Origin of the sequence: Paraburkholderia sp. BL10I2N1 (genome assembly GCF_004361815.1) — a bacterium.
Classification (GTDB): domain Bacteria; phylum Pseudomonadota; class Gammaproteobacteria; order Burkholderiales; family Burkholderiaceae; genus Paraburkholderia.
The window spans coordinates 1,987,601-2,009,736 of sequence record NZ_SNWA01000001.1 but is presented as its reverse complement, the minus strand read 5'-3'; the positions used below and the strand labels follow the sequence as shown (position 1 = coordinate 2,009,736).

Sequence of the window (22,136 nt, the reverse complement as noted above, 5' to 3'; positions counted from 1 at the left end):
GGTTGATGAAGTCCATGAAGGCCGGTCAGGTCTAACGCCCATGGTCATGCACGCCGCGTGCGGCTAAAGTAGCGCATCCCAATGACGAAGGTTCCGCGCCCATGTATCTCGGCATCGACCTCGGCACGTCCGAAGTAAAAGTCCTGCTGCTCGCGTCCAGTGGACGCGTGATCGGCACGACAGGCTCGCCTTTTACCGTTTCGCGTCCGCACCAGCGCTGGGCCGAGCAGAACCCGTCCGACTGGTGGAACGGCACACGCGCTGCGCTCTTCGCGCTGCGCGACAGCCATCCCGATGAATTCGCACAGGTTCGTGGCATCGGCCTCTCGGGGCAGATGCACGGCGCGGTGCTGCTCGATGCCGAAGACCGCGTGCTGCGGCCCGCCATTCTATGGAACGACATGCGCAGCGTCGACGAATGCGACGAGTTGACCGCGCGCGCGCCCGACCTGCACCGCATCGCCGGCAATCTGGCGATGCCGGGTTTCACGGCGCCGAAACTGTTGTGGGTGCAACGGCACGAGCCGGAGCTGTTCCGTCAGACCGCCTGCGTGCTGCTGCCGAAAGACTATCTACGCCTGATGCTGACGGGCGACAAGGTCTCGGATCCATCCGACGCCGCCGGCACGCTCTGGCTCGACGTGGCGAAGCGCGACTGGTCGGATGCGCTGCTCGCCGCCTGCGACATGCGTCGCGCGCAGATGCCGCGGCTTGCTGAAGGCAGCGCGCCGTCCGGCACTCTGCGTCCCGACATCGCGCGGGAATTCGGTCTGCAAGAGAGCGTGATCGTTGCCGCCGGCGGCGGCGACAACGCGACGAGTGCGATCGGCATCGGTGCGACCCAACCGGGCGACGGCTTCGTGTCGCTGGGCACTTCAGGCGTGCTGTGCGTCGTCGGCGACCGCTTCCGGCCGAACCCGGCGTCCGCCGTGCATGCGTTCTGTCACGCGATTCCTGACCGCTGGCATCAGATGAGCGTCGTGCTGTCGGCGGCGAGCTGTCTGCGCTGGGTCTGCAAACTCACGTCCACCGACGAACCGACGCTGCTCGCCGAAGTAGGCGCGCTGGCCCCTGATGCGCTGGCGACGGCGCCGCTCTTTCTGCCCTATCTGTCCGGCGAACGCACGCCACACAACGACCCGTACGCGCAGGGTGTGTTCTTCGGCATGACCCACGCGACCGATCGTGCGCTGCTCGGCTACGCGGTGCTCGAAGGCGTCACGCTCGCGCTCACGGACGGCCTCGATGCGTTGCGCGCAGCGGGCACCGAAGCGAGCGCGCTGTCGCTGATCGGCGGTGGTGCGCGAAGCAACTACTGGGCACAGTTGCTGGCCGATGCGCTCGATACGCCGACGCGCAAGCACGGCGGCGGCGAAACCGGCGCGGCACTGGGCGCCGCGCGCCTCGGCTGGCTGGCTGCGGGCGGCGATCCGGCGACCGTGCTCACCAAGCCCCCCGTCGAAGCGGAATTCGTACCGGACGCGGCACGCCACGCGGCATTGCGTGCACGGCTGGATAGCTACCGTGCGCTGTACCGGCACGTGCGGCCTCTGTTCGACCCGTCACGCGAACCCCTGGCATGAATCCGCCAGTCCCGTAACCCTGTCATTCAAGCAAGGCGACTGCCAACCTCGGCGCGAGACTCCACGAGCATCGTCGATCCACGCGCCGAACCCTGCCACGCGGCACATGCCGCTTACGTCGAAGATCCATCGTGTCCAGGTCAACCGAAAAACTCGATCTCGCTACCCGCGCCGCGTGGCTCTACTACGTCGCGGGCAATACGCAGAACGAGATCGCAGAGAAGTTGCAGGTGTCGCGCCCTGTTGCGCAACGGCTCGTCGCGTTCGCGGTCGAGAAGAACCTGATCCGCGTGCGCGTCGATCATCAGCTTGCCGACTGTCTCGCCCTCGCCGATCAGCTATCGAAGCGCTATGGGCTGTCAGTCTGCGAGATCGTGCCCGTCGACGACGATAGTCCCGAAGAGATCGACCGCAAGCTCGCGGTGGCCGGCGCGCAGGTCATGGAGCGCTATCTGACGGAAGAAAAGCCCATGATCGTCGCGGTGAGCAGCGGACGAACGCTGAAGGCCGCCGTCGACCAGATCGCCCAGTTGGAGCGTCCGCAGCACCGGCTGGTGTCGATGGTCGGCGCAATCGCGCAGGACGGCTCGTCGAACCGCTATGACGTCGCGCTGCACATTTCGGAAAAGACCGGCGGCAAGCATTTTCTGCTGCCCGCGCCGCTCATCGCCGACAACGATGCCGAACGTGCACAGTGGTGCAATCACCGCTTGTACCGGATCGTCGAATCGTTGTCGGCCTCGGCCGATGTGGCGTTTGTCGGGATCGGTAATATCGGGCCGAACTGTCCGTTGCATGAAGACGGGTTTATTACGTCCGCCGAAGTGAAGGATCTGATGCAGCGCGGCGCAATCGCCGAAATGCTGGGGCTGCCGATCAACGCGTCGGGCGCGCGTGTCGAATCGCCGACGGGAGATCGCGTGACGAGCCTGCGTCTCGATTCGCCGCCCAGGCGGCCCACCATCGGCTTTGCGGGAGGGGAACGCAAACGTGACGCGGTAATCGCCGCGCTGAAAGGCGGATGGCTGTCGGGATTGGTGACCGATGAGCGGTGCGCCCGAGCAGCGCTGGAGGATGCTGCGGCGAACCCGCCGAAGGTCGCGCGCAAGCGTTCATAAACGCTAAAAGCGCGTCACCGCGCGCACCATCACCCCACGGAAGCGCTGCGCCGTCTCGCAACGAGCGGCGCAGCTTCCTGAGCTCAAGCCGCCAGAACCTCGACAATCTTGCGCTCGAACGCCTGGCCCTGAGTATCGAACAGGTGGCAATGCTCCGGCGTCGCGCCGAGTTTCAGAACGTCCCCACGCGCATGATGTTCAAGCGGCGGGATCCGCGCGATCAACCCGTCGGGCGCGACACTGCATTCGGCATACAGATAGGCCGCGTCGCCAAGCGACTCGATCGCCATCGTGTTCGCCGACACGCCGTACTCCGTCGTGCCGACGTGCAGGTGTTCCGGCCGGATACCGACGGTCACTTTGTCGCCTTCCTTCACCTTCGAAGGCTCGACCGCCACGCGTTGCGTTTCACCGGATTCATAGCGCACCACCACGCCGTCGTTCGACACCGACTGCACGACCCCTTCCAGGAAGTTCATCTTCGGCGAGCCGATGAAACCCGCGACAAAGCGGTTCGCCGGCGCGTGATAGAGCCGGTTCGGGCTGCCAACCTGCTCGACATTGCCCGCCGACAGCACGACGATCTTGTCGGCGAGCGTCATCGCTTCGACCTGATCGTGCGTCACGTAGATCATCGTCGTCTTCAGTTCGTCGTGCAGACGCGCGAATTCGAGACGCATTTTCACGCGCAGCGCGGCGTCGAGATTCGACAGCGGTTCGTCGAACAGGAACACCTTTGGCTTGCGCGTAATCGCCCGGCCGATCGCGACACGCTGCCGCTGGCCACCCGACAGCTGCTTCGGCTTGCGATCCAGCAGATGATCGATGTGCAGGATCTTTGCCGCGTTGCGCACGGCCACATCGATTTCCGGCTTCTTCGTGCCGGCCAGTTTCAGGCCGAACGCCATGTTGTCGTACAGCGTCATGTGCGGATAAAGCGCATACGACTGGAACACCATCGCAATGCCGCGCTTCGCGGGCGGCACGTCGTTCATGCGCGTACCGTCGATGGTCAGGTCGCCGCCGCTGATGTCTTCGAGGCCGGCGATCATCCGCATCAGCGTCGATTTCCCGCATCCGCTCGGGCCGACGAACACGACGAATTCGCCGTCCGCGATGTCGAGGTTGATGTTGCGCATCACTTCGTTGTCGTCGTAGCGCTTGACGATGCCACGCAGGGTTACGCTTGCCATGATGTGTCTCCGTATGTACTGCTGTTGCTACGCTATGCTTGCACGCTAGTCCCGCACGCCGCCCGAGTCAATCGAGACCGATTGCGACGTGCTCCATCCATTGCGCGACGAAGGTCGGCAACTGCCGCATGTCGTCGAACACATGCCGGGCGCCCGCCGCGCGAAGCGCCTCGATCTGCGCGTCGCTCGCGTGGCCGCCGCCGATAAAACCGAGCACCGTCATGTCCGCCGCGGTGGCCGCCGTGACGCCCGTCACGCTGTCTTCGATCACCAGACACGCATCGGGCGTCAACTGCAGTCCGCGTGCGGCGGCGAGGTAGACATCCGGCGCGGGCTTTGGGAGCGCCACCGTGTCGGCGCAAAAAAGCCGCTCACCGAAATGTTCCGAGAGGCTGGTGCGTGCCAGCACCGCCCGCACGTACGGCGTATAGCTGTTGCTCGCGCACGCCTTGATCAACGGGATCTCCGCGAGAGCCGCGGCGATGCCGGGCACCGACGGCGCATCGATCGCCGCCGCTTCGACCGCGCCGCGGATCGCATCGATATCGCTCGCCGTGAGCGTCCTGCCAAGCTGCGCCGCCGTGCCCTCAAGCACACGCTCGATGCGCAGCCCAAGTAGCGGCAGCACGACCGGCTCGATATCCGCATCGGGCCAGCGCGCTTCCAGTTCGTGCACGAGCATCCGCGCCGCGACGGCCTCGCTGTCGATGAGCACGCCGTCGCAATCGCAGATCAGCGCCCGGGTCGCAGCGGTCATTTGACCGCCCCGAACGTGAGGCCGCGCACGAGCTGCTTCTGCGACAGCCAGCCGACGATCAGGATCGGCGCGACCGCCAGCAGCGAGGCCGCCGACAGCTTCGCCCAGAACAACCCCTCAGGGCTCGAATACGACGCGATGAAAACTGTCAGCGGCGCAGCGTGCGAACTCGACAGGTTGATGCTCCAGAACGCCTCGTTCCACGACAGGATCACGAGCAGCAGCGCCGTTGAAGCGAGACCCGGCAACGACATCGGCATCAGCAGGTAGATGATTTCCTGCCAGGTCGCGGCGCCGTCGATTCGCCCTGCTTCGAGAATATCGCGCGGAATCTCGTTGAAGTACGTAAAGGACATCCACACCGCAATCGGCAGATTGATCAGCGTGTAGACGATCACGAGCCCCGTCACCGTATCGAGCAAGCCGCTGTTCTTGCACAACAGATAGATCGGCACCAGCACGCCGACGGACGGCATCATCTTCGTCGACAGCATCCACAGCAGGACTTTCTGCGTGCGGCGGGTCGGAAAGAACGCCATCGCGTAGGAGGCCGGCACGGCGAACAGCAGACACAGGATCGTGACGCCCCCCGAAATCAGCACCGAATTCCATGCAAAGGAGAAATAGTTGCTGCGGGCGAAAACCTCACGAAAACTGTCGAGCGTCGGAATGAAGAAGAGCGACAACGAATAGGCCTGTTGCTCCGTCTTGAACGCGGTGATCGCCATCCAGAAGATCGGGAAGAACAGCAGCAACGCGATCAGCCACGCGAGGACGCCCGGGATGCTGCGTTTGGCGACAGCCAGTGGCGAAGCGGTCGAAGGCAGCGACGAAGTAGAAGGTGTAGCAGCAACCTGGCTCATTTTTCGTACTCCCCTTTCAGGTTCTTCGCGAGCATGCGCACGAGGAAGAACGACACGATATTCGCGAGCACCACCGCGAGAATCCCGCCGGCGGAGGCGAGGCCAACGTCGAACTGTTGCAGGCCGAGCGAGTAGATCAGGTACGACAGATTGGTGGTTGCATTGCCCGGACCGCCGCCCGTCGTCGTATAGATCTCGGCGAAGATGGACAGCAGGAAAATCGTTTCCATCATCACCACGACCGCGATTGCCCGTCTAAGGTGAGGCAGCGTGATGAAGAAGAACATCGAGAACGGGCCGGCGCCGTCGATGCGTGCGGCTTCCTTCTGCTCCTGGTCGAGCGACTGGATCGCCGTGAACAGGATCAGGAACGCGAAGGGCAACCATTGCCACGCGACGATCATGATGATTGCCGTGAGCGGATAGGTGGCAAACCAGTCGATCGGTTGCAGCCCGATCGCACGCATGCCGGTTGCGACAAGACCGTACACCGGATGCAGGATCATGTTCTTCCAGATCAGCGCGCTGACGGTGGGCATGACGAAGAACGGCGCGATTGCCAGCAACCGCGCGACGCCCTGACCGTAGAACTTGCGATCGAACAGCACTGACATCAGGATCCCGCCGACCACCGTAATGATCAGCACCGAGCCGATCAGTTCGAGCGTAATCAGGATCGATGGACCGAACGCGGGATCGCTAGCCAGATAACGGTAGTTGTCGAAGCCGGCGAACCCCCTGACGTCCGGGCTTAGCAGGTTGTAGCGCGAGAACGAAAACCAGATCGTCATCGCGAGCGGAATCGCCATCCACAGCAGCAGCACCGCGACGGACGGCGTGACCAGCCATCGTGCGGATGCCGCCTTGCGGGTTTCGCGTTCCTGTTCGGTTTGGGGATGGGAATGGGCGTGCATGAGAGGAAGGTGCAGATGACGCATGATCGAACCACCTGTTCGGTAAAGCGCGGGCTGCGAGGCTTCGGCGACCCGCTGCACTGCCGTCGTCCGGCTGACATGGGGATGTCAGCCGGCGCTCTACGTCGAGGGCGGCGTCGGGATCGACGTCGAACTCGATGTCACTTCAGGTAACCCGCCTGGCGCACCGCGCGGTCCGCGGTGGCCTGTCCGGCTGCGAGCGCCTGATCGACTGCCAGCTGTCCGGCCACTGCGCCTGAGACGCTCTGACCCACCACCGTGCCGAACGACTGGAACTCCGGAATGCCGACGAACTGGACGCCGGTGTACGGCACGGGCTTCAGCGTCGGATTGTTCGGATCGGCCGTTTCGATGGCCTTCAGCACGAAGCTGGCAAACGGTGCGGCCTGCTGGTATTCCGGACGTGCGTAAGTCGAACTCCGCGTGCCCGGCGGCACCGATGCCCAGCCCTGGTCCTTCGCGACGAGCTCGATGTACTCCTTCGATGTCGCCCAGGTGATGAACTTCTTCGCCGCATCGGCCTGCTTCGACGACTTCGGAATGGCCAGTGCCCAGGACCACAGCCAGTGCGAGCCCTTCGGCGTCACGGCGATCGGCGCGGGCGCGAAGCCGATCTTGTCGGCCACCTGCGATTGCGACTTGTTGAACAGCATGCCGGCAGCCACCGTCGCATCGATCCACATGCCGCACTTGCCCGACGACATCAGCGTCAGGTTTTCGTTGAAGCCGTTCGAACTGGCTCCCGGCGGGCCGTCTTTCTTCAGCAGATCCGTGTAGAACGTGACCGCCTTTTTCCATTCCGGCGACGTTAGCTGCGCGTTCCACTTTTCGTCGAACCAGCGGCCGCCGTAGGTGTTCACGAGCGTCGTCACGTACGCCATGTTTTCGCCCCAGCCAGCCTTGCCGCGCAGGCAAATACCGTAGATGCCGTTGGCCTTGTCGGTCAGCTTGTCGGCGAACTGTGCAATCTGGTCATAGGTCGGCTGGTCGGGCATCTTGAGGCCTTTCGCCGCGAACAGGTCCTTGCGGTAGAACGTCATCGAGCTTTCGACGTAGAACGGCAGCGCGTACAGCGAGCCGTTGTACGACAGACCGTCGCGGGCCGTCTTCACGACGTCGTTCAGATCGTAGTCAGCGGGCAGGTTGGTGATCGGCGTGAGCCAGCCGCGCTTGCCCCATTGCGGCGTCTCATACGTGCCGATCATCATCACGTCGAACTGGCCGCTGTTGGTCGTGATGTCGGTCGTGGCGCGCTGGCGCAGCACGTTTTCTTCGAGAATCACCCAGTTCAGCTTGATGTCCGGATTCGCTTTCTCGAAGTTGGACGACTGCTTCTTCAGCTCAATCATGTCCGGGTTGTTGAGGGCGGCGATCGTCACCGTCGCCGCCGATGCGTTCAACGCGGCGCATGCGACGGTGCTCGCACCTAGCGCCTTGAGCGCGGTCTGGAAAGCGGGTTTCATGAAGTGTCTCCTTCTGGATTAGTCGTTCTTCGAGTGATGCTGCTGGCGGTTGTTGTGTCGATCAGCTCATCCAGTTGCCACCGTCGACGTTGAGCGTCTGCGCGGTGATGTAGTCCGCATCGGACGAAGCGAGAAACAGCGCCGCGCCCGTTAAATCGTCCGGCACGCCCATGCGGCCGAGCGGCACGGCTTCGCCGACCAGGCGCTTCTTCTCGCCCAGCGGACGGTTTTCATAGCGCGCGAAGAGCGCGTCGACTTCTTTCCACATCGGCGTATCGATCACGCCCGGCGCAATGCCGTTCACGTTGATCCTGTGCGGCGCGAGCGCCAGCGCCGCCGACTGTGTGTAGCTCAGTACGGCCGCCTTGGTCGCGCAGTAGTGCGACACGAGCGCTTCGCCGCGCCGTCCCGCCTGCGATGACATGTTGATGATCTTGCCGCCCTGCCCCTGTTCGACCATATGCCGCGCGACGCGCTGCATCAGGAAGAACATGCCCTTCACGTTGACCGTGAACAGGCGATCGAACACGTCCCAGGATTCGTCGAGGAGCGGGCGCATGTCGAAAAGCGCCGCGTTGTTGAAGAGGATGTCGACCCGGCCGAACCGCTCGAGGGTGGCCGACACAATGCGTTCGATGTCGTCGCGACGGGTGACGTCGGCGGAAACCGTCAGCACGCGGTCACCATGGCTTTGGGCAAGTGCCTGCGCGAACTCGCCTGCCGGCTTCACGTCGACCAGCACGCAGCGCGCGCCTTCTTCCAGATAGCGCCTCGCGACCGCTTCGCCGATTCCACTGCCTGCGCCGGTCAGGATCGCCACCTTGTCCTGTAATCGTCCTGCCACAGATGTCTCCGGTTCGTTCGTTCTGCAAGCTGCGCAGTGAGCGAACGCTCGTTGCGCGAACAATTGCTCTCTTTGTGATCGAATGATCGGATACGCATCGGGTCATGTCAAGGCGGAATGCAGGATTTCGATGGTGCAGCGCGGCAGCGCTTGTCCGCACCTCACGGGAGGGCGCGGGAGGCGGCAAGGTTGCATCGCAGTGTCAAACTTTTGCGATACGTTATATCATTTCGCTCTCGTGCCAGCCCGGCACAGAAACGCGCCCGACAAGGCGGCCCATCTTTCAAGGACCCGACAAACGATGACGACCCTCCGTGCTCTATGGAACCGTGCGCGCCCCGTGCACGCCCTGTCGAAGTATCTGGCGGCCGGCGCGCTCGCGCTGGCGCTCGGCCAGACTGCCTTTGCCGCCGATGCGAAGATCCCGGTTGTCGCAGCGGAGAATTTCTACGGCGACGTGGTACGCCAGCTAGGCGGCGACCGGGTCGACGTGACAAGCATCCTCAGCAACCCTGATCAGGATCCTCACCTGTTCGAAGCCAGCCCGAAGACGGCACGCGCGCTGCAGAACGCGAGCCTTGTCGTCTACAACGGCGCCGACTACGATCCGTGGATGGCGAAGCTGCTTGCGGCATCGAACAATGCGAAGCGCACGGTGATTGTCGCCGCCGACCTCACCGGCAAGAAGAGCGGCGACAATCCGCACCTGTGGTACGCGCCGTCGACGATGCCGGCGGTGGCGCGCGCGGTGAACGCGGCGCTCGTCGCGGCTGACCCGTCGCACAAACCGGCGTACGATGCGAACCTCGCGAAGTTTCTCGATTCGCTGAAGCCGATCGACGCCAGGGTCGCCGGGTTGCGCACGCGCTATGCTCATCTGCCGGTGACGGCGACGGAGCCGGTGTTCGGCTACATGTCGGATGCAATCGGTCTCGAGATGCGCAACCAGCGCTTCCAGCTGGCGGCAATGAACAACACGGAAGCCAGTGCTTCCGACATCGCCGCGTTCGAGCGCGATCTGCGCGAGAAACGCGTGCGCGTGCTGATCTATAACAGCCAGGCAACTGAGGCGCTGACCAAACGTATGCTGAAACTCGCACAGCAGTCGAACGTGCCGACGGTGAGCGTCACCGAAACGCAGCCGGCCAGCAAGACCTTCCAGCAGTGGATGCTGTCGCAGCTCGACGAGCTGGGTGAAGCGCTCGCCGCTGGCGACGCGGGCAAAGGAAACACGCAATGACATCGACTGGCGCAGCGGCACCCCGCTTCGCTCCCGTACTCGAACTCGAACGCGTCACGCTGGAGCTGGGCGGACGCACGATTCTCGGCGATACGAGTCTCGTCCTGAACCAGAACGAGTTCATCGGTGTGCTCGGACCGAACGGCGCGGGCAAGACCACGCTGATGCGCGCGATACTGGGCCTTGTGCCCGCCGCGGGCGGGGCAATCCGAGTGCTCGGGGAACCGGTCGTGCGGGGCAATCCGTCGATCGGCTACATGCCGCAGACGCGCAGCGCGCTGGCGGGCCGCCGGGTGCGTGGACGCGATTTCGTCGCGATGGCCGCGGACGGGCATCGCTGGGGTCTGCCGCATCACAGCGCGGCTGCACGCAGCGAGGTCGATCGCGTGCTCGAGCTCGTTGGCGCTCGCGAGCTGGCTGGACGGCCGCTATCGGAGCTGTCGGGCGGCGAGCGCCAGCGCCTGCTGCTGGCGCAATGTCTGCTGGGCAACCCGCGTCTCCTGCTGCTCGACGAACCGCTGATCAGTCTCGATCCGCATCATCAGAAGAGCGTCGTCGAACTCGTGCGGCGGGTGCAGCAGGAGCTGCGCATCACCGTGCTGTTCTCCGCGCATGAACTCAACCCGCTGCTTCACGCACTGGATCGCGTGCTGTATCTCGGCAGCGGCGTCGCGGCGCTAGGCACCGTGGATGAAGTCATCACGAAGCCGGTGTTGTCGCGGCTCTACGGCTCCACGATCGATGTGATGCGCGTCAACGGCCGCATTTTTGTGATGTCGGGCGACGTCGAAGTCGAAAAACACGATCACGAGCACGAAGACGATCACGAGCATGACCACGGCGGCGATGCGCACCTGCACGGTCACGGACACGCACGTTCACATTCCAATTCGCACGGCCAGCCAGACCATTCACACCGCGACGGACATACGCACGATGTTTGAATACGACTTCATGGTGAACGCGTTCGCGGCGTCGGGGATCGTCGCGGTGCTGGCAGGCGTCGTCGGTTATTTCCTCGTGATGCGCGGACAGACATTCGCCGGTCACGCGCTCTCGCACGTCGGCTTCACCGGCGCGACCGGCGCGGTGCTGGTCGGCATTTCGCCGATCTGGGGCATGATCGGCTTCACGCTCGCAGCCGGCGTCGGGATGGGCGCGCTCGGTGAGCGTCTTGCGGGGCGCGATGTGGCGATCGGCGTGATCCTGTCGCTGTCGCTCGGCTTCGGGTTGCTGTTTCTGCACTTCTTCACCGCGTACGCGACGCAGGTCACGGCGCTGCTGTTCGGCAATGTGCTCGGCGTGAACAGCTCGACGCTCGGGGTGCTCGCAGCGCTCGGCGTGGTGAGTCTGCTGGCGCTCGCGGCCATCATGCGGCCGTTGCTGTTCGCTTCATTGCAGCCGGAACTCGCGGAAGCGAAAGGCGTGTCACTGCGGCTCGTGTCGGTGCTGTTTCTCGCGATTGCCGCGCTGGCCGTGGCCGCATGCACGCAGATCGTCGGCGTGCTGCTGGTCTTCACGTTGATGGTCGGGCCTGCGGCAGCCGCCCAGAACCTCACGACGCGGCTCTCCACCGGGCTCGTCCTTGCGGCGTTGCTCGCGCTCGCACAGGCGTGGCTCGGTGTCACGCTCGCGTTCTACACCGACTGGCCGACGAGCTTCTGGATCACCGCGCTCGCGGCGCTGGTGTACGGGGGGAGTCTGTTGGGTCGACGTTGAGGTTGAGGTTGGCACCGACGTCGGCCAGGGGCCTTGCTTCGTGCCGGCCCCAGGAAAAAAACGGGGCGCCGGACAAGATCCGGCGCCCCGTTTCACATCAAGCGCGAAGAATCACGCCAGCAATACCCTGGCATGATGCGCGACATGATCTCCGATGAAGGTCTGAATGAAATAGTAACCGTGGTCGTAGCCTTCATGACGACGCAACGTAAGCGGCTGGCCCGCGGCGCGGCATGCCGCCTCGAAGACCTCCGGATTCAGTTGCTCGGCAAGAAACTGATCTGCCAGGCCCTGATCGATCAGAATGCCTTCCGCGAACCTGTGCGATGCGCTTACGACCAGCTCGCTCGCGTCGTACTGCCGCCAGGCGTTGCGATCGTCGCCCAGATAACCGCTGAACGCCTTCTCGCCCCACGGACAACGCATCGGTGCGGCAATCGGCGCGAACGCCGACACCGACCGATAGATGTCCGGATTGCGCAGCGCCAGCGTCAGCGCCCCGTGCCCGCCCATCGAATGCCCGAAGATACCGAGACGCCCGCCGTCGACTGGCAGATTCGCCAGCACCGTCTCGCGCAGTTCGTCGCGCACGTACGAGTACATGCGGTAGTGCTTCGACCACGGCGCCTCTGTTGCGTCGACATAGAAGCCCGCGCCCACGCCGAAGTCCCATGCCGCGCTCTCGCCCGGAATACCCGCACCGCGCGGACTCGTGTCCGGCGCGATCAGGGCGATGCCGTGCTGCGCGGCAAAGCGCTGCGCGCCCGCCTTGATCGGAAAGGTCTCCTCGGTGCACGTCAAGCCGGCAAGGTAAAACAGCGCGGGCACGCGATCCGGATTTGCCTGCATCGCCTGCGGCGGCAGATACACGGCAAAACGCATCGGCAGACCGATGGCTTGCGACTCGTGCCGGTAAATCCGCTGCACGCCGCCGTGGCACGCGTGAGAATTCAGCAGTTCGAGCATCTGGCGCTCCTCAATACATCACGACCGAACGGATCGACTCGCCCTTCTTCATCAGCTCGAAGCCCTCGTTGATGCGTTCGAGCGGCAGACGGTGCGTGATCAGGTCGTCGATATTGATCTTGCCTTCCATGTACCAGTCGACGATCTTCGGCACGTCGGTGCGGCCGCGCGCGCCACCAAAAGCCGAGCCCTTCCACTCGCGGCCCGTCACCAGCTGGAACGGCCGCGTGCTGATTTCTTCGCCCGCTGCCGCCACCCCGATGATGAACGACTGGCCCCAGCCCTTGTGCGTGCATTCGAGCGCCTGACGCATGACCTTCGTGTTGCCGATGCATTCGAACGAGTAGTCCGCGCCGCCATCCGTCAATTGCACGATGTGGTCGACCACGTTCTCGACTTCGTTCGGGTTGATGAAGTGCGTCATGCCGAACTTCTTCGCCAGTTCGACGCGGCCTGGATTCAGGTCGACACCGATGATTTTGTCGGCACCGACCATCTTTGCGCCCTGAATCACGTTCAGGCCGATGCCGCCCAGACCGAACACGACGACATTCGCGCCCGCCTCGACCTTCGCCGAATACACCACGGCGCCGACGCCCGTCGTCACCCCGCAGCCGATGTAGCAGATCTTGTCGAACGGCGCGTCTTCACGCACCTTCGCGACCGCGATTTCCGGCACCACGATGTAGTTCGAGAACGTCGACGTGCCCATGTAATGAAACAGCGGCCTGCCGTCGATCGAAAAGCGCGACGTCGCATCGGGCATGAGGCCCTTGCCCTGCGTCGAGCGGATCGCCTGACACAGGTTGGTCTTGCGCGACAGGCAGAACTTGCACTGGCGGCATTCCGGCGTGTAGAGCGGAATCACATGATCGCCCTTCTTCAGCGTGCCGACACCGGGACCGACATCGACGACGACACCCGCACCCTCATGACCCAGAATCGCCGGGAAGATGCCTTCCGGGTCCGCGCCCGACAGCGTGTAGTAGTCGGTGTGGCAGATGCCCGTCGCCTTCACCTCAATCAGCACTTCGCCCGCACGCGGTCCTTCGAGATCGACCTCTTCGATCGTCAACGGCGCGCCGGCCTTCCATGCGATTGCTGCTTTTGTCTTCATCGTAAATGCTCCTTTGAGTCCATCAATTCGCGGAACGATCAGTGCATGCTGGTCGCGCCGGGTGTTGCGAATCCTGTTGGTGGCGCGCGCCTGAGCCTGGTGATGCGCTGGCGCTGTGCCGGACGCCCATCATCATCGGCGAAATTGCGTCGCCGGTCGTTGTGCCATTGGCCGCGTCGCTGACTGCACGCGACATCCCGTTGTTCAATCACGCACAGGGAACCAGGTCTCCGTCCGCGCGTACAGATCGAGGAAGCGTGCGTAGCGGTCAGCCAGCGCTGTGTCGCCTGACGGGCCGGCAACGCGCGTTGTCGCTGGCGCGAGGACGGCCAGATCGGAAGCATGCCAGTGTCCGCTCGCGAGCCCGCCAAGTATCGCAGCACCGCGCCCCGCTGCGTTGGGACAATCGACCGCATGCAGTTCGACATCGAGCGCATCGGCAAGCAGTTGCCGCCAGCGCGCATCGACGGAACCACCGCCCGCGAGCCGCAGCGTCGTCACATGAGCCCCGCTGCGACGGATCGCATCGAGCCCCGCACGCAGCGAAAACGCGACGCCTTCGAAAGCGGCACGCATCATTGTTCCGCGTGTATGACCGAGTGCAAGGCCGAGCCAGCCGCCGCGCGCCGAAGGATTGAGCCACGGCGAACGTTCGCCAGTGAGATACGGGAGAAACGTGAGACCGGCCACCGCGTTGTCGACGAACGCATCGCGATAGGCATCCGGCCATTCGTATGACAGCCAGCCGCGTACCGTCTCCAGCGCGACGCCGACATTCTGCATCGCCGCCATCCGGTACCCGTGATCGGTCGCCGCGCGATAGCGATGCAAACCCTGCGCCGCGTCCGCTTCATCGCATGCGAGGACGACGATCTGCCCACCCGTGCCGGTGGTGAGAAGCGCGTCGCCGTCGCGCGTCAGACCACTGCCTAGCGCAGCGCACGGCGTATCGGCGGCACCTGTCGCCAGCACGATTCCGGCACGCAGACCCAGCGCAGTCGCCGCCTCGCCGGACAAGGTGCCGCCCGCCACATACGACGGCGCCAATGGTGCAAACCACTCATGCGGCAAACCAAGCCTGTCGAGCAGCGCGGAATCCCATACGCCTGCCGGATCGGCGAGCGCGGTCGCACATGCATCGGATGGATCGGTCAACACCGCGCCGCCGAGTCTCACGCGCAGCCAGTCTTTCGGTTGCAACGCCCAGCGCGTCGCCTGTGCGGACTGCGGCTCATGGACCGCGATCCAGCGCAACAAGGGACCGGCCATGCCTGGCGCTACGGGATTCGGCTGCGGTTCGGGCCACGCATCGAGCAGCGCAAGCGCGCGCGTGTCGGGCCAGAGCATGGCGGGCCGCACCGGCTGCCCTTGCGCATCGGTCAGCACGACACCGTGCATCTGCCCGGAGAAACCAATCGCGCGGACCTCGTCGCGCTCTTCGGCGGGCAGTCGGGCCGACGCTTCGCACAGCGCGCGCCACCATGTCTCGACGGACGTTTCGGCCCATCCAGGACGTGGCGTTTCGATCGCATACGCGACGCTTGCCGCGGCGCGCTCGCGTCCCTCCTCGTCGACAATTGCCAGTTTCAGTGACCCGGTGCCGAGGTCGATGCCGAGAAAACGCATGGGCAATAGTATGAGTTTGACGGATGGTGACCACCCGAATTTGACGATATCCGGCAGCGTGCCGGAGAGGCACTGAAACGCGCGACTCGCGGGTTAACCCCGGCACGCCACAGGCCGTGTCAAAACGACACTATGTGCTGCCGCGAATACGCTGCATCAATTTTCACACATATCACGCGATGCCGTCCGTGTGCGCGCATGACAGCCGTGCGCCACGACACGGGGCCTGGCGGCATTTCGGCCACAGCACGTGTTTCGATTGGCTTTCAAACGCGCGCTACCCATATCGTCGTCGGGAAGCCCGGAATAGGCTCCAGCGGTCTTGTTGCATCTTTTCGTTCCACCTACCTTGGAGCCATCCCGAAAACGAGATGTGGAGACAGACAAGATGCAATCGAACACGGTTCACCCGTGCGATGAGCGACTGCCGGCAGGCCAGTTGCTGACGCTCGGCATTCAGCATGTGCTCGTCATGTATGCCGGAGCGGTTGCGGTTCCGCTCATCATCGGCGCCGCGCTCAAGCTTCCGAAAGAGCAGATTGCCTTTCTCATCAGCGCCGACCTGTTCTCGTGCGGCATCGCCACGCTGATCCAGACGCTCGGCCTGTGGATTTTCGGCATCCGTCTGCCGGTGATCATGGGCTGCACGTTCGCGGCCGTCGGCCCGATGGTCGCGATCGGCACCAATCCGTCGCTCGGCATTCTCGACATCTTCGGTTCGACGATTGCAGCCGGCATCGTCGGCATCTTCCTCGCGCCTGCGATCGGCAAGCTGTTGCGGTTCTTTCCACCTGTCGTGGTCGGCGTGGTGATTTCAGTGATCGGACTTTCTTTGATGGAGGTCGGGATCAACTGGGCGGCGGGCGGCGTCGGCAATCCGGATTACGGCAATCCTGTCTACCTTGGACTGTCTCTCATCGTGCTCACGTTGATTCTGCTGATCAACAAGTTCGGCAAGGGCTTCATCGCGAATATTTCCGTGCTCCTTGGTATCGTCGCGGGCTTCGTGGTTGCAGCCCTGCTCGGCCGTGTGAACATGGAAGGCGTAACCAGCGCGCCATGGGTCGGCTTCGTGATGCCGTTCCACTTCGGCCTGCCGCACTTCGATCCGCTGTCGATCGCGACCATGGTGACGGTGATGTTCGTCACGTTCATCGAATCGACCGGCATGTTCCTCGCGGTCGGCGACATGGTCGACCGGCCGGTCGACCAGAAGACACTGGTGCGCGGTCTGCGCGTCGACGGTCTCGGCACATTGATCGGCGGCATCTTCAACTCGTTCCCGCATACCTCGTTCTCGCAGAACGTCGGGCTGATCGGCGTGACGGGCGTGAAAAGCCGCTTCGTCTGCGCGATGGGCGGCGTGATCCTCGTGCTGCTTGGCCTTTTTCCGAAGATGGCGCAGGTGGTGGCGTCGGTACCGGCGTTCGTGCTCGGCGGCGCGGGCATCGTGATGTTCGGGATGGTCGCGGCAAACGGCATCAAGGTGCTGTCGAAGGTCGACTTCGTAAAGAACCATCACAACCTGTTCATCGTCGCCGTGAGTATCGGCCTCGGCCTCGTGCCGGTCGTCTCACCGCATTTCTTCTCGAAGCTGCCGCCGGCTCTCTCGCCGCTGCTCCATAGCGGGATCCTGCTTGCGTCGGTGTCCGCGGTCGTGCTGAACCTGATCTTCAACGGCGTGAAGGGTGAACGCGCCGCGAAGAACGATATCCGCCGTACAGGCCATGATTTCGACGGCCGCACGCCGGGCGATCAGCCGGCAAGGGACGACGCCCTCCGCACGAGCCACGAGTTCGAAGCACGTGCCGCGGACGCGCACTGAAGACGGCTCGTAGTACACCGCGCGATCCCCGTCGCGCGACGCGCCAATGAGAAACGCCACGGCTTCCCGTGGCGTTTTTTTCTGCCTGCGATCCAGTGATCCGGCGAATGCTGCCTGCCCGATTACTGGATGACGACGATCTGTCAGCCCGCCGGCGCCGAAGCGGCAACAGGCGCGCTCGCTGCGCCGTAGTCGACGGGTGCATCGGCCGGACGTGGCTGCTCGCCAGCCCGCTCGATCCAGCCGCCGCCCAGGAACTGGTACAGATCGACCAGGTTCGTGAGCCGGTTCAAACGCGCGGTGATCAGCGTCTGCTGCGCGAGATAGAGATCGTTCTGCGCGGTAAGCACCGACAGATAGCTGTCGACGCCGTTCCTGTAGCGCAGGTCCGACAGCTCGAAGCGGCGCTGCTCAGCGAAGGTGTTGCGTTCACGCGCCGAAATTTCCTGGTCGTACGTGCCACGTGCCGCGAGACCATCGGCGACTTCGCGGAAAGCCGTCTGGATCGCCTTTTCGTACTGCGCGATCTGGATGTTCTTCTGCACGTGCGCAAGATCGAGATTGGCCTTGTTCGCGCCGCCTTCGAAGATCGGCAACGTGATCTGCGGCGCGAACGACCATGCCGCGGAACCCGCCTTGAAGAGACCGCCAAGCGACGGACTCAGCGTACCGAAATTGCCGGTCAGCGAAACCTTCGGAAAGAACGCCGCGCGCGCCGCCCCGATGTTCGCATTGGCAGCAAGCAGGTTCTCTTCTGCTTCCATGATGTCTGGACGACGCTGCAGCAGATCCGACGGCAACCCGGCCGGAATATCCGCGAGGAGATTCTGGTCGTTCAACGGCATGCCGGGCGGCAGATCCGCAGGCAGTGGTTCGCCGACCAGCAGCACGAGCGCGTTTTCCGCCTGCGCCCGCAGACGCGCCTCCGACTGCATGCTCGCCGTGGCCTGCTCGACCACCGTCTGTGCCTGACGCAGGTCGAGTTCGGAACCCGTGCCCGTATCGAATTGCAGCTTGGTGAGGTTGTACGAATCCTGCGCGATCTTCAGCGTGCCTTCGGTAACCTTCAGCAGATCGTCAAAGGCCAGCACGGTCAGATACTGGTCCGCCACCGACGACACGAGCGAAATTTCCGCCGCCTTGCGCGCCTGTGCCGTAGCCAGATACTGCGCCAGCGCCTGATCCTTCAGGCTCTGGATCCGGCCGAAGAAGTCGATTTCCCACGAAGCGTTGAGGCCGACCGAATACTCGGTCGAGATCGTATTGCCGAAGAACGTCAGATCCTTCGGCGTACGCGTTTTGGTTTCCGACGCCGCCGCTTCGAGCGTCGGGAACAGTTGTGCGCGCGTGATCTGATACTGCGCACGCGACGCCGCAATATTCAGCACCGACACGCGCAGATCACGGTTGTTCTTCAGCGCGATCTCGATCAGTCTTTGCAGACGCGGATCGGCGAAGAAGTCACGCCAGCCGATATCCGTTGCCGCCTGGCCGTTCGCGCTCAGGCCGCCCGCCGCCGCGACGGGCTGGGTCGCGTAGACGCCACCCGTCGGGAAGCTGTCCGACACGGGCGCGGCCGGGCGTTCGTACTTCGGCGCCATCGTGCAGCCCGCGGCGAAAAGCGCAACCGCGACTGCAATCAAAGAATGTTTTTGCATCTCAATGTCCTTAGCTCGCAGACCCGTTGCCCGAGCCATGGCCGCCCGCCCCACCTTCAGGGTCGTCCGGGTGGTGCTGGTTGTAGTGATCGAGCGCTGCATCCGGGTCTTCCTTCTCGCCACCGAACTTCGCGCGGATCACGACGAAGAACATCGGGATCATGAAGATGGCGAGGAAGGTCGCCGTCAACATCCCGCCGATCACGCCGGTACCGATCGCGTGCTGGCTTGCCGAACCCGCACCGTTACTGATGGCGAGCGGCAACACGCCAAGAATGAACGCGAGCGACGTCATCAGGATCGGGCGCAACCGCAGACGCGATGCTTCGAGCGCCGCTTCGATCGGCCCCATGCCTTGCGACTGCTGCAGCTCGCGGGCGAATTCCACGATCAGAATCGCGTTCTTCGCCGACAGCCCCACCGTGGTCAACAGACCCACCTGGAAGAACACGTCATTCTCGAGCCCGCGCAGCGTCGCGGCGAGCAGTGCACCGATCACGCCGAGCGGCACCACCATGATCACCGAGAACGGAATCGACCAGCTTTCATACAGCGCGGCGAGACACAGGAACACGACCAGAATCGAGATGCCGTACAGGATCGGCGCCTGCGAACCGGACTGGCGCTCCTGGAACGACAGACCCGTCCATTCGTAGCCAATGCCTGCCGGGAGCTTCGCTGCGATGGCTTCGATCGCCGTCATCGCCTGGCCGGTACTCTTGCCAGGCGCCGCGGCACCCTGGATTTCCACCGACGAAATACCGTTGTAGCGCTCCAGCTTCGGTGAACCGAACGTCCAGGCGCCCGAAGCGAACGAGGAGAACGGCACCATGCCGCCCGCCGAGTTGCGCACGTACCAGTCGTGTAGGTTCTCCGGCGTCATCCGGAATGGTGCGTCACCCTGCAGATACACCTTCTTGATCCGGCTGTCGGTATCGAGGAAGTTGTTCACGAACTGCGATGCCCACGCGATCGAGAACGTCTGGTCGATGGTCGTCAACGATACGCCGAGCGCCGAAGCCTTCTCCTGATCGATGTTCACCTTGAACTGCGGCGTGTCGTTCAGGCCGTTCGGACGGACCTGCGCCAGTACCGGATCCTTGGCGGCCATGCCCAGCAACTGGTTGCGCGCGGCCATCAGCGCCTCGTGACCGACACCCGAACGGTCCTGCAGCTGGAAGTCGAAGCCCGCTGCGGTGCCCAGTTCAGGAATGGACGGCGGATTCACCGGATACACCAGCGCATCCTTGTAGCTGCCGAAATGCATGAACAACCGGCCCACGAGCGCCTGCACCTTCTGGTCCGCCCGCTGGCGCTGTGAATAGTCCTTCATCCGCACGAACACGAGACCCGCGTTCTGCCCGCGACCGGCAAAGCTGAAGCCGTTCACCGTGAAGGTCGATTCGACGATGCTCTTCTCGGTGGTGAGCAGATAGTCGGACACGTTCTTCAGCGTGCGTGCGGTCGTTTCCTGCGTCGAACCGGCCGGCGTCTGCACCAGCACGAACATCGTGCCCTGGTCTTCATCCGGCAGGAACGACTTCGGCAGCTTCACGAACAGCAGCCCGACCGCGAAAATCACCACCATGTAGATGATGAGCCAGCGGCCCGAGCGCTTGATCACGTGGTGAACGCCGACGTGATACTTGTCGCGGCTTTTCTCGAACGTCCGGTTGAACCAGCCGAAGAAGCCCTTCTTCTCTTCGTGATGGCCCTTCGGAATCGGCTTGAGGATCGTCGCGCACAGCGCCGGCGTCAGAATCAACGCGACCAGCACGGACAGCACCATGGCCGCCACGATCGTCAGCGAGAACTGCCGGTAGATCGCGCCGACCGAACCGCCGGAAAACGCCACCGGCACGAACACCGCCGACAGCACGAGCGCCACGCCGATCAACGCGCCGGTAATCTGGTCCATCGCCTTGCGGGTTGCCTCGCGTGGCGATAACCCCTCCTCCGCCATCACCCGCTCGACGTTTTCCACCACCACGATCGCATCGTCCACCAGCAGACCGATCGCCAGCACAAGCCCGAACATCGACAGCACGTTGATCGAAAAACCCACTATGCCCATGATCGCGAACGTGCCCAGCAGCACCACCGGCACGGCGATCGTCGGGATCAGCGTGGCGCGCAGGTTCTGCAGGAACAGGTACATCACGAGGAACACCAGCACGATGCCTTCGAGCAGTGTCTTGACCACTTCCTCGATCGACAGGCGCACGAACGGCGTCGTGTCATACGGGTACTTCACCACCAGACCGTGCGGGAAGTACTTCGACAGTTCGTCGACCTTTGCGCGCACGGCCTTGGCCGTGGCCAGCGCATTTGCGCCAGTCGCCAGCTGGATACCGAAGCCCGCGGTCGGCGCGCCGTTGTACTTCGTGTCGAAGTTGTAGTTTTCGCCGCCGAGCTCGATGCGCGCGACGTCCTTGATGCGCACCTGCGAGCCGTCCTGATTCACCTTCAGCAGCACGTTGCCGAACTGCTCGGGCGTGTTGAGCAGCGTGGCTTCGCTGATCGTCGCCTGCAGCATCTGACCCGGCACCGACGGCGTGCCGCCGAGCGAGCCGCCCGCCACCTGAACGTTCTGTGCGAGCAACGCGGTCTGCACATCGACCGGCGTGAGACCGAAGTTGTTCAGCTTGGTCGCGTCGAGCCAGATCCGCATCGCATACTGCGTACCGAACAGCGTCACCGTGCCCACGCCGTCAATACGGCTGATCGGATCCTGCACGTGCGACGCGACGTAGTTCGCCAGGTCGTACTTGTTCATGCTGCTGTCTTCGGACACGAACGCCATCACCAGCAGGAAGCTGCTGCTCGACTTCGTGACCCTCGTACCAAGCTGCTGCACGACCTGCGGCAGAAGCGGCGTCGCGAGCTGCAGCTTGTTCTGCACCTGCACCTGCGCGATGTCCGGATTGGTGCCGGCCGCGAACGTCAGCGTGATCGTGGCGGTGCCGGAGTCATCCGACGTCGACGCCAGATACAGCAGGTGGTCGAGACCACTCATCTGCTGCTCGATCACCTGCGTGACGGTATTTTCAACCGTCTTCGCCGAGGCGCCCGGGTACGTCGCGCTGATCTGCACGGACGGCGGCGCGATGGTCGGGTATTGCGCAATCGGTAAGGTAAAGATCGACGCGAGACCCGCCAGCATCAGAATGATGGCGATCACCCATGCAAAAATCGGGCGATCGATAAAGAACTTTGCCATGAAGCGGGC

Annotated in this window: 17 protein-coding genes; 6 read left to right on the top strand and 11 right to left on the bottom strand. The window is 63.6% G+C overall.

Going from position 1 to position 22,136, the window contains the following annotated elements; genetic code table 11:
* The first annotated feature begins 101 nt into the window (after nucleotides 1–101).
* The gene (gene xylB / locus B0G77_RS09375) at nucleotides 102–1,583 is read left to right on the top strand and encodes a xylulokinase (protein WP_133661894.1); all 1,482 of its coding nucleotides are present in this window, start codon (nucleotides 102–104) and stop codon (nucleotides 1,581–1,583) included.
* A 131-nt stretch (nucleotides 1,584–1,714) separates the two neighbouring features.
* Nucleotides 1,715–2,701 carry a sugar-binding transcriptional regulator gene (locus tag B0G77_RS09370; protein ID WP_133661893.1) on the top strand — a complete coding sequence of 329 codons (987 nt, stop codon included), beginning with the start codon at nucleotides 1,715–1,717 and terminating at the stop codon, nucleotides 2,699–2,701.
* A gap of 83 nt (nucleotides 2,702–2,784) precedes the next feature.
* Here B0G77_RS09370 and ugpC read toward each other — a convergent pair whose 3' ends face one another.
* The 6 genes from ugpC to B0G77_RS09340 all read right to left on the bottom strand — a co-directional run bounded on the left by ugpC (nucleotide 2,785) and on the right by B0G77_RS09340 (nucleotide 8,756).
* Nucleotides 2,785–3,894: a sn-glycerol-3-phosphate ABC transporter ATP-binding protein UgpC gene (ugpC, locus tag B0G77_RS09365; protein WP_133661892.1), complete on the bottom strand. Its 1,110-nt coding sequence runs from the start codon at nucleotides 3,892–3,894 to the stop codon at nucleotides 2,785–2,787.
* 67 nt (nucleotides 3,895–3,961) lie between these two features.
* Nucleotides 3,962–4,651 carry an HAD-IA family hydrolase gene (locus B0G77_RS09360; RefSeq protein WP_133661891.1) on the bottom strand — a complete coding sequence of 230 codons (690 nt, stop codon included), beginning with the start codon at nucleotides 4,649–4,651 and terminating at the stop codon, nucleotides 3,962–3,964.
* Nucleotides 4,648–5,514: a carbohydrate ABC transporter permease gene (locus B0G77_RS09355; RefSeq protein WP_133661890.1), complete on the bottom strand. Its 867-nt coding sequence runs from the start codon at nucleotides 5,512–5,514 to the stop codon at nucleotides 4,648–4,650. Before B0G77_RS09355 ends, B0G77_RS09360 begins: the two co-directional genes overlap by 4 nt.
* Entirely contained in the window at nucleotides 5,511–6,452 is a 942-nt protein-coding gene (locus tag B0G77_RS09350; RefSeq protein WP_133661889.1) for a sugar ABC transporter permease, read from the bottom strand. Before B0G77_RS09350 ends, B0G77_RS09355 begins: the two co-directional genes overlap by 4 nt.
* A gap of 137 nt (nucleotides 6,453–6,589) precedes the next feature.
* On the bottom strand, nucleotides 6,590–7,912 hold the full coding sequence (locus tag B0G77_RS09345) for a sugar ABC transporter substrate-binding protein (protein WP_133661888.1): 1,323 nt from the start codon (nucleotides 7,910–7,912) through the stop codon (nucleotides 6,590–6,592).
* Nucleotides 7,913–7,973: 61 nt separating this feature from the next.
* Nucleotides 7,974–8,756 (bottom strand): L-iditol 2-dehydrogenase, encoded by a 783-nt coding sequence (locus B0G77_RS09340; RefSeq protein ID WP_133661887.1) that lies wholly within the window; start codon nucleotides 8,754–8,756, stop codon nucleotides 7,974–7,976.
* A 301-nt stretch (nucleotides 8,757–9,057) separates the two neighbouring features.
* Here B0G77_RS09340 and B0G77_RS09335 point away from each other — a divergent pair, with 301 nt between their 5' ends.
* Genes B0G77_RS09335 through B0G77_RS09325 form a run of 3 tightly spaced genes read left to right on the top strand, consistent with a single transcriptional unit; the run spans nucleotide 9,058 to nucleotide 11,715 of the window.
* On the top strand, nucleotides 9,058–9,996 hold the full coding sequence (locus B0G77_RS09335; RefSeq protein ID WP_133661886.1) for a metal ABC transporter solute-binding protein: 939 nt from the start codon (nucleotides 9,058–9,060) through the stop codon (nucleotides 9,994–9,996).
* Nucleotides 9,993–10,940, top strand: a complete 948-nt coding sequence (locus B0G77_RS09330) for an ABC transporter ATP-binding protein (protein WP_133661885.1) — start codon at nucleotides 9,993–9,995, stop codon at nucleotides 10,938–10,940. The genes B0G77_RS09335 and B0G77_RS09330 overlap by 4 nt, the downstream gene beginning before the upstream one ends.
* Nucleotides 10,933–11,715 carry a metal ABC transporter permease gene (locus B0G77_RS09325; RefSeq protein ID WP_133661884.1) on the top strand — a complete coding sequence of 261 codons (783 nt, stop codon included), beginning with the start codon at nucleotides 10,933–10,935 and terminating at the stop codon, nucleotides 11,713–11,715. The genes B0G77_RS09330 and B0G77_RS09325 overlap by 8 nt, the downstream gene beginning before the upstream one ends.
* A 111-nt stretch (nucleotides 11,716–11,826) precedes the next feature.
* Here the strand turns inward: B0G77_RS09325 and fghA are convergent, their stop codons facing one another.
* From fghA to B0G77_RS09310, 3 genes are all read right to left on the bottom strand, one after another.
* On the bottom strand, nucleotides 11,827–12,681 hold the full coding sequence (gene fghA, locus B0G77_RS09320) for an S-formylglutathione hydrolase (RefSeq protein WP_133661883.1): 855 nt from the start codon (nucleotides 12,679–12,681) through the stop codon (nucleotides 11,827–11,829).
* A gap of 10 nt (nucleotides 12,682–12,691) precedes the next feature.
* Nucleotides 12,692–13,798 carry an S-(hydroxymethyl)glutathione dehydrogenase/class III alcohol dehydrogenase gene (locus B0G77_RS09315; RefSeq protein ID WP_133661882.1) on the bottom strand — a complete coding sequence of 369 codons (1,107 nt, stop codon included), beginning with the start codon at nucleotides 13,796–13,798 and terminating at the stop codon, nucleotides 12,692–12,694.
* Between the two features lie 204 nt (nucleotides 13,799–14,002).
* Nucleotides 14,003–15,424, bottom strand: a complete 1,422-nt coding sequence (locus B0G77_RS09310; protein WP_133661881.1) for an FGGY family carbohydrate kinase — start codon at nucleotides 15,422–15,424, stop codon at nucleotides 14,003–14,005.
* A 388-nt stretch (nucleotides 15,425–15,812) separates the two neighbouring features.
* On the opposite strand from B0G77_RS09310, the gene B0G77_RS09300 reads away from it, so the two are divergent.
* Entirely contained in the window at nucleotides 15,813–17,249 is a 1,437-nt protein-coding gene (locus B0G77_RS09300) for a nucleobase:cation symporter-2 family protein (RefSeq protein WP_133661879.1), read from the top strand.
* Between the two features lie 143 nt (nucleotides 17,250–17,392).
* Here B0G77_RS09300 and B0G77_RS09295 read toward each other — a convergent pair whose 3' ends face one another.
* Both B0G77_RS09295 and B0G77_RS09290 read right to left on the bottom strand, forming a co-directional pair.
* Entirely contained in the window at nucleotides 17,393–18,907 is a 1,515-nt protein-coding gene (locus tag B0G77_RS09295) for an efflux transporter outer membrane subunit (RefSeq protein ID WP_133661878.1), read from the bottom strand.
* A 10-nt stretch (nucleotides 18,908–18,917) separates the two neighbouring features.
* Nucleotides 18,918–22,127 carry an efflux RND transporter permease subunit gene (locus B0G77_RS09290; protein ID WP_133661877.1) on the bottom strand — a complete coding sequence of 1,070 codons (3,210 nt, stop codon included), beginning with the start codon at nucleotides 22,125–22,127 and terminating at the stop codon, nucleotides 18,918–18,920.
* Nucleotides 22,128–22,136: the final 9 nt, after the last annotated feature.

What these genes read in the sequence shown, in the direction of transcription:
- B0G77_RS09290 (WP_133661877.1), bottom strand. Translation starts at nt 22,127, where the DNA reads ATGGCAAAGTTCTTTATCGATCGCCCGATTTTTGCATGGGTGATCGCC.
- B0G77_RS09325 (WP_133661884.1), top strand. Translation starts at nt 10,933, where the DNA reads ATGTTTGAATACGACTTCATGGTGAACGCGTTCGCGGCGTCGGGGATC.
- B0G77_RS09330 (WP_133661885.1), top strand. Translation starts at nt 9,993, where the DNA reads ATGACATCGACTGGCGCAGCGGCACCCCGCTTCGCTCCCGTACTCGAA.
- B0G77_RS09345 (WP_133661888.1), bottom strand. Translation starts at nt 7,912, where the DNA reads ATGAAACCCGCTTTCCAGACCGCGCTCAAGGCGCTAGGTGCGAGCACC.
- B0G77_RS09315 (WP_133661882.1), bottom strand. Translation starts at nt 13,798, where the DNA reads ATGAAGACAAAAGCAGCAATCGCATGGAAGGCCGGCGCGCCGTTGACG.
- B0G77_RS09300 (WP_133661879.1), top strand. Translation starts at nt 15,813, where the DNA reads ATGCAATCGAACACGGTTCACCCGTGCGATGAGCGACTGCCGGCAGGC.
- B0G77_RS09360 (WP_133661891.1), bottom strand. Translation starts at nt 4,651, where the DNA reads ATGACCGCTGCGACCCGGGCGCTGATCTGCGATTGCGACGGCGTGCTC.
- B0G77_RS09350 (WP_133661889.1), bottom strand. Translation starts at nt 6,452, where the DNA reads ATGCGTCATCTGCACCTTCCTCTCATGCACGCCCATTCCCATCCCCAA.
- B0G77_RS09295 (WP_133661878.1), bottom strand. Translation starts at nt 18,907, where the DNA reads ATGCAAAAACATTCTTTGATTGCAGTCGCGGTTGCGCTTTTCGCCGCG.
- ugpC (WP_133661892.1), bottom strand. Translation starts at nt 3,894, where the DNA reads ATGGCAAGCGTAACCCTGCGTGGCATCGTCAAGCGCTACGACGACAAC.
- fghA (WP_133661883.1), bottom strand. Translation starts at nt 12,681, where the DNA reads ATGCTCGAACTGCTGAATTCTCACGCGTGCCACGGCGGCGTGCAGCGG.
- xylB (WP_133661894.1), top strand. Translation starts at nt 102, where the DNA reads ATGTATCTCGGCATCGACCTCGGCACGTCCGAAGTAAAAGTCCTGCTG.
- B0G77_RS09310 (WP_133661881.1), bottom strand. Translation starts at nt 15,424, where the DNA reads ATGCGTTTTCTCGGCATCGACCTCGGCACCGGGTCACTGAAACTGGCA.
- B0G77_RS09335 (WP_133661886.1), top strand. Translation starts at nt 9,058, where the DNA reads ATGACGACCCTCCGTGCTCTATGGAACCGTGCGCGCCCCGTGCACGCC.
- B0G77_RS09355 (WP_133661890.1), bottom strand. Translation starts at nt 5,514, where the DNA reads ATGAGCCAGGTTGCTGCTACACCTTCTACTTCGTCGCTGCCTTCGACC.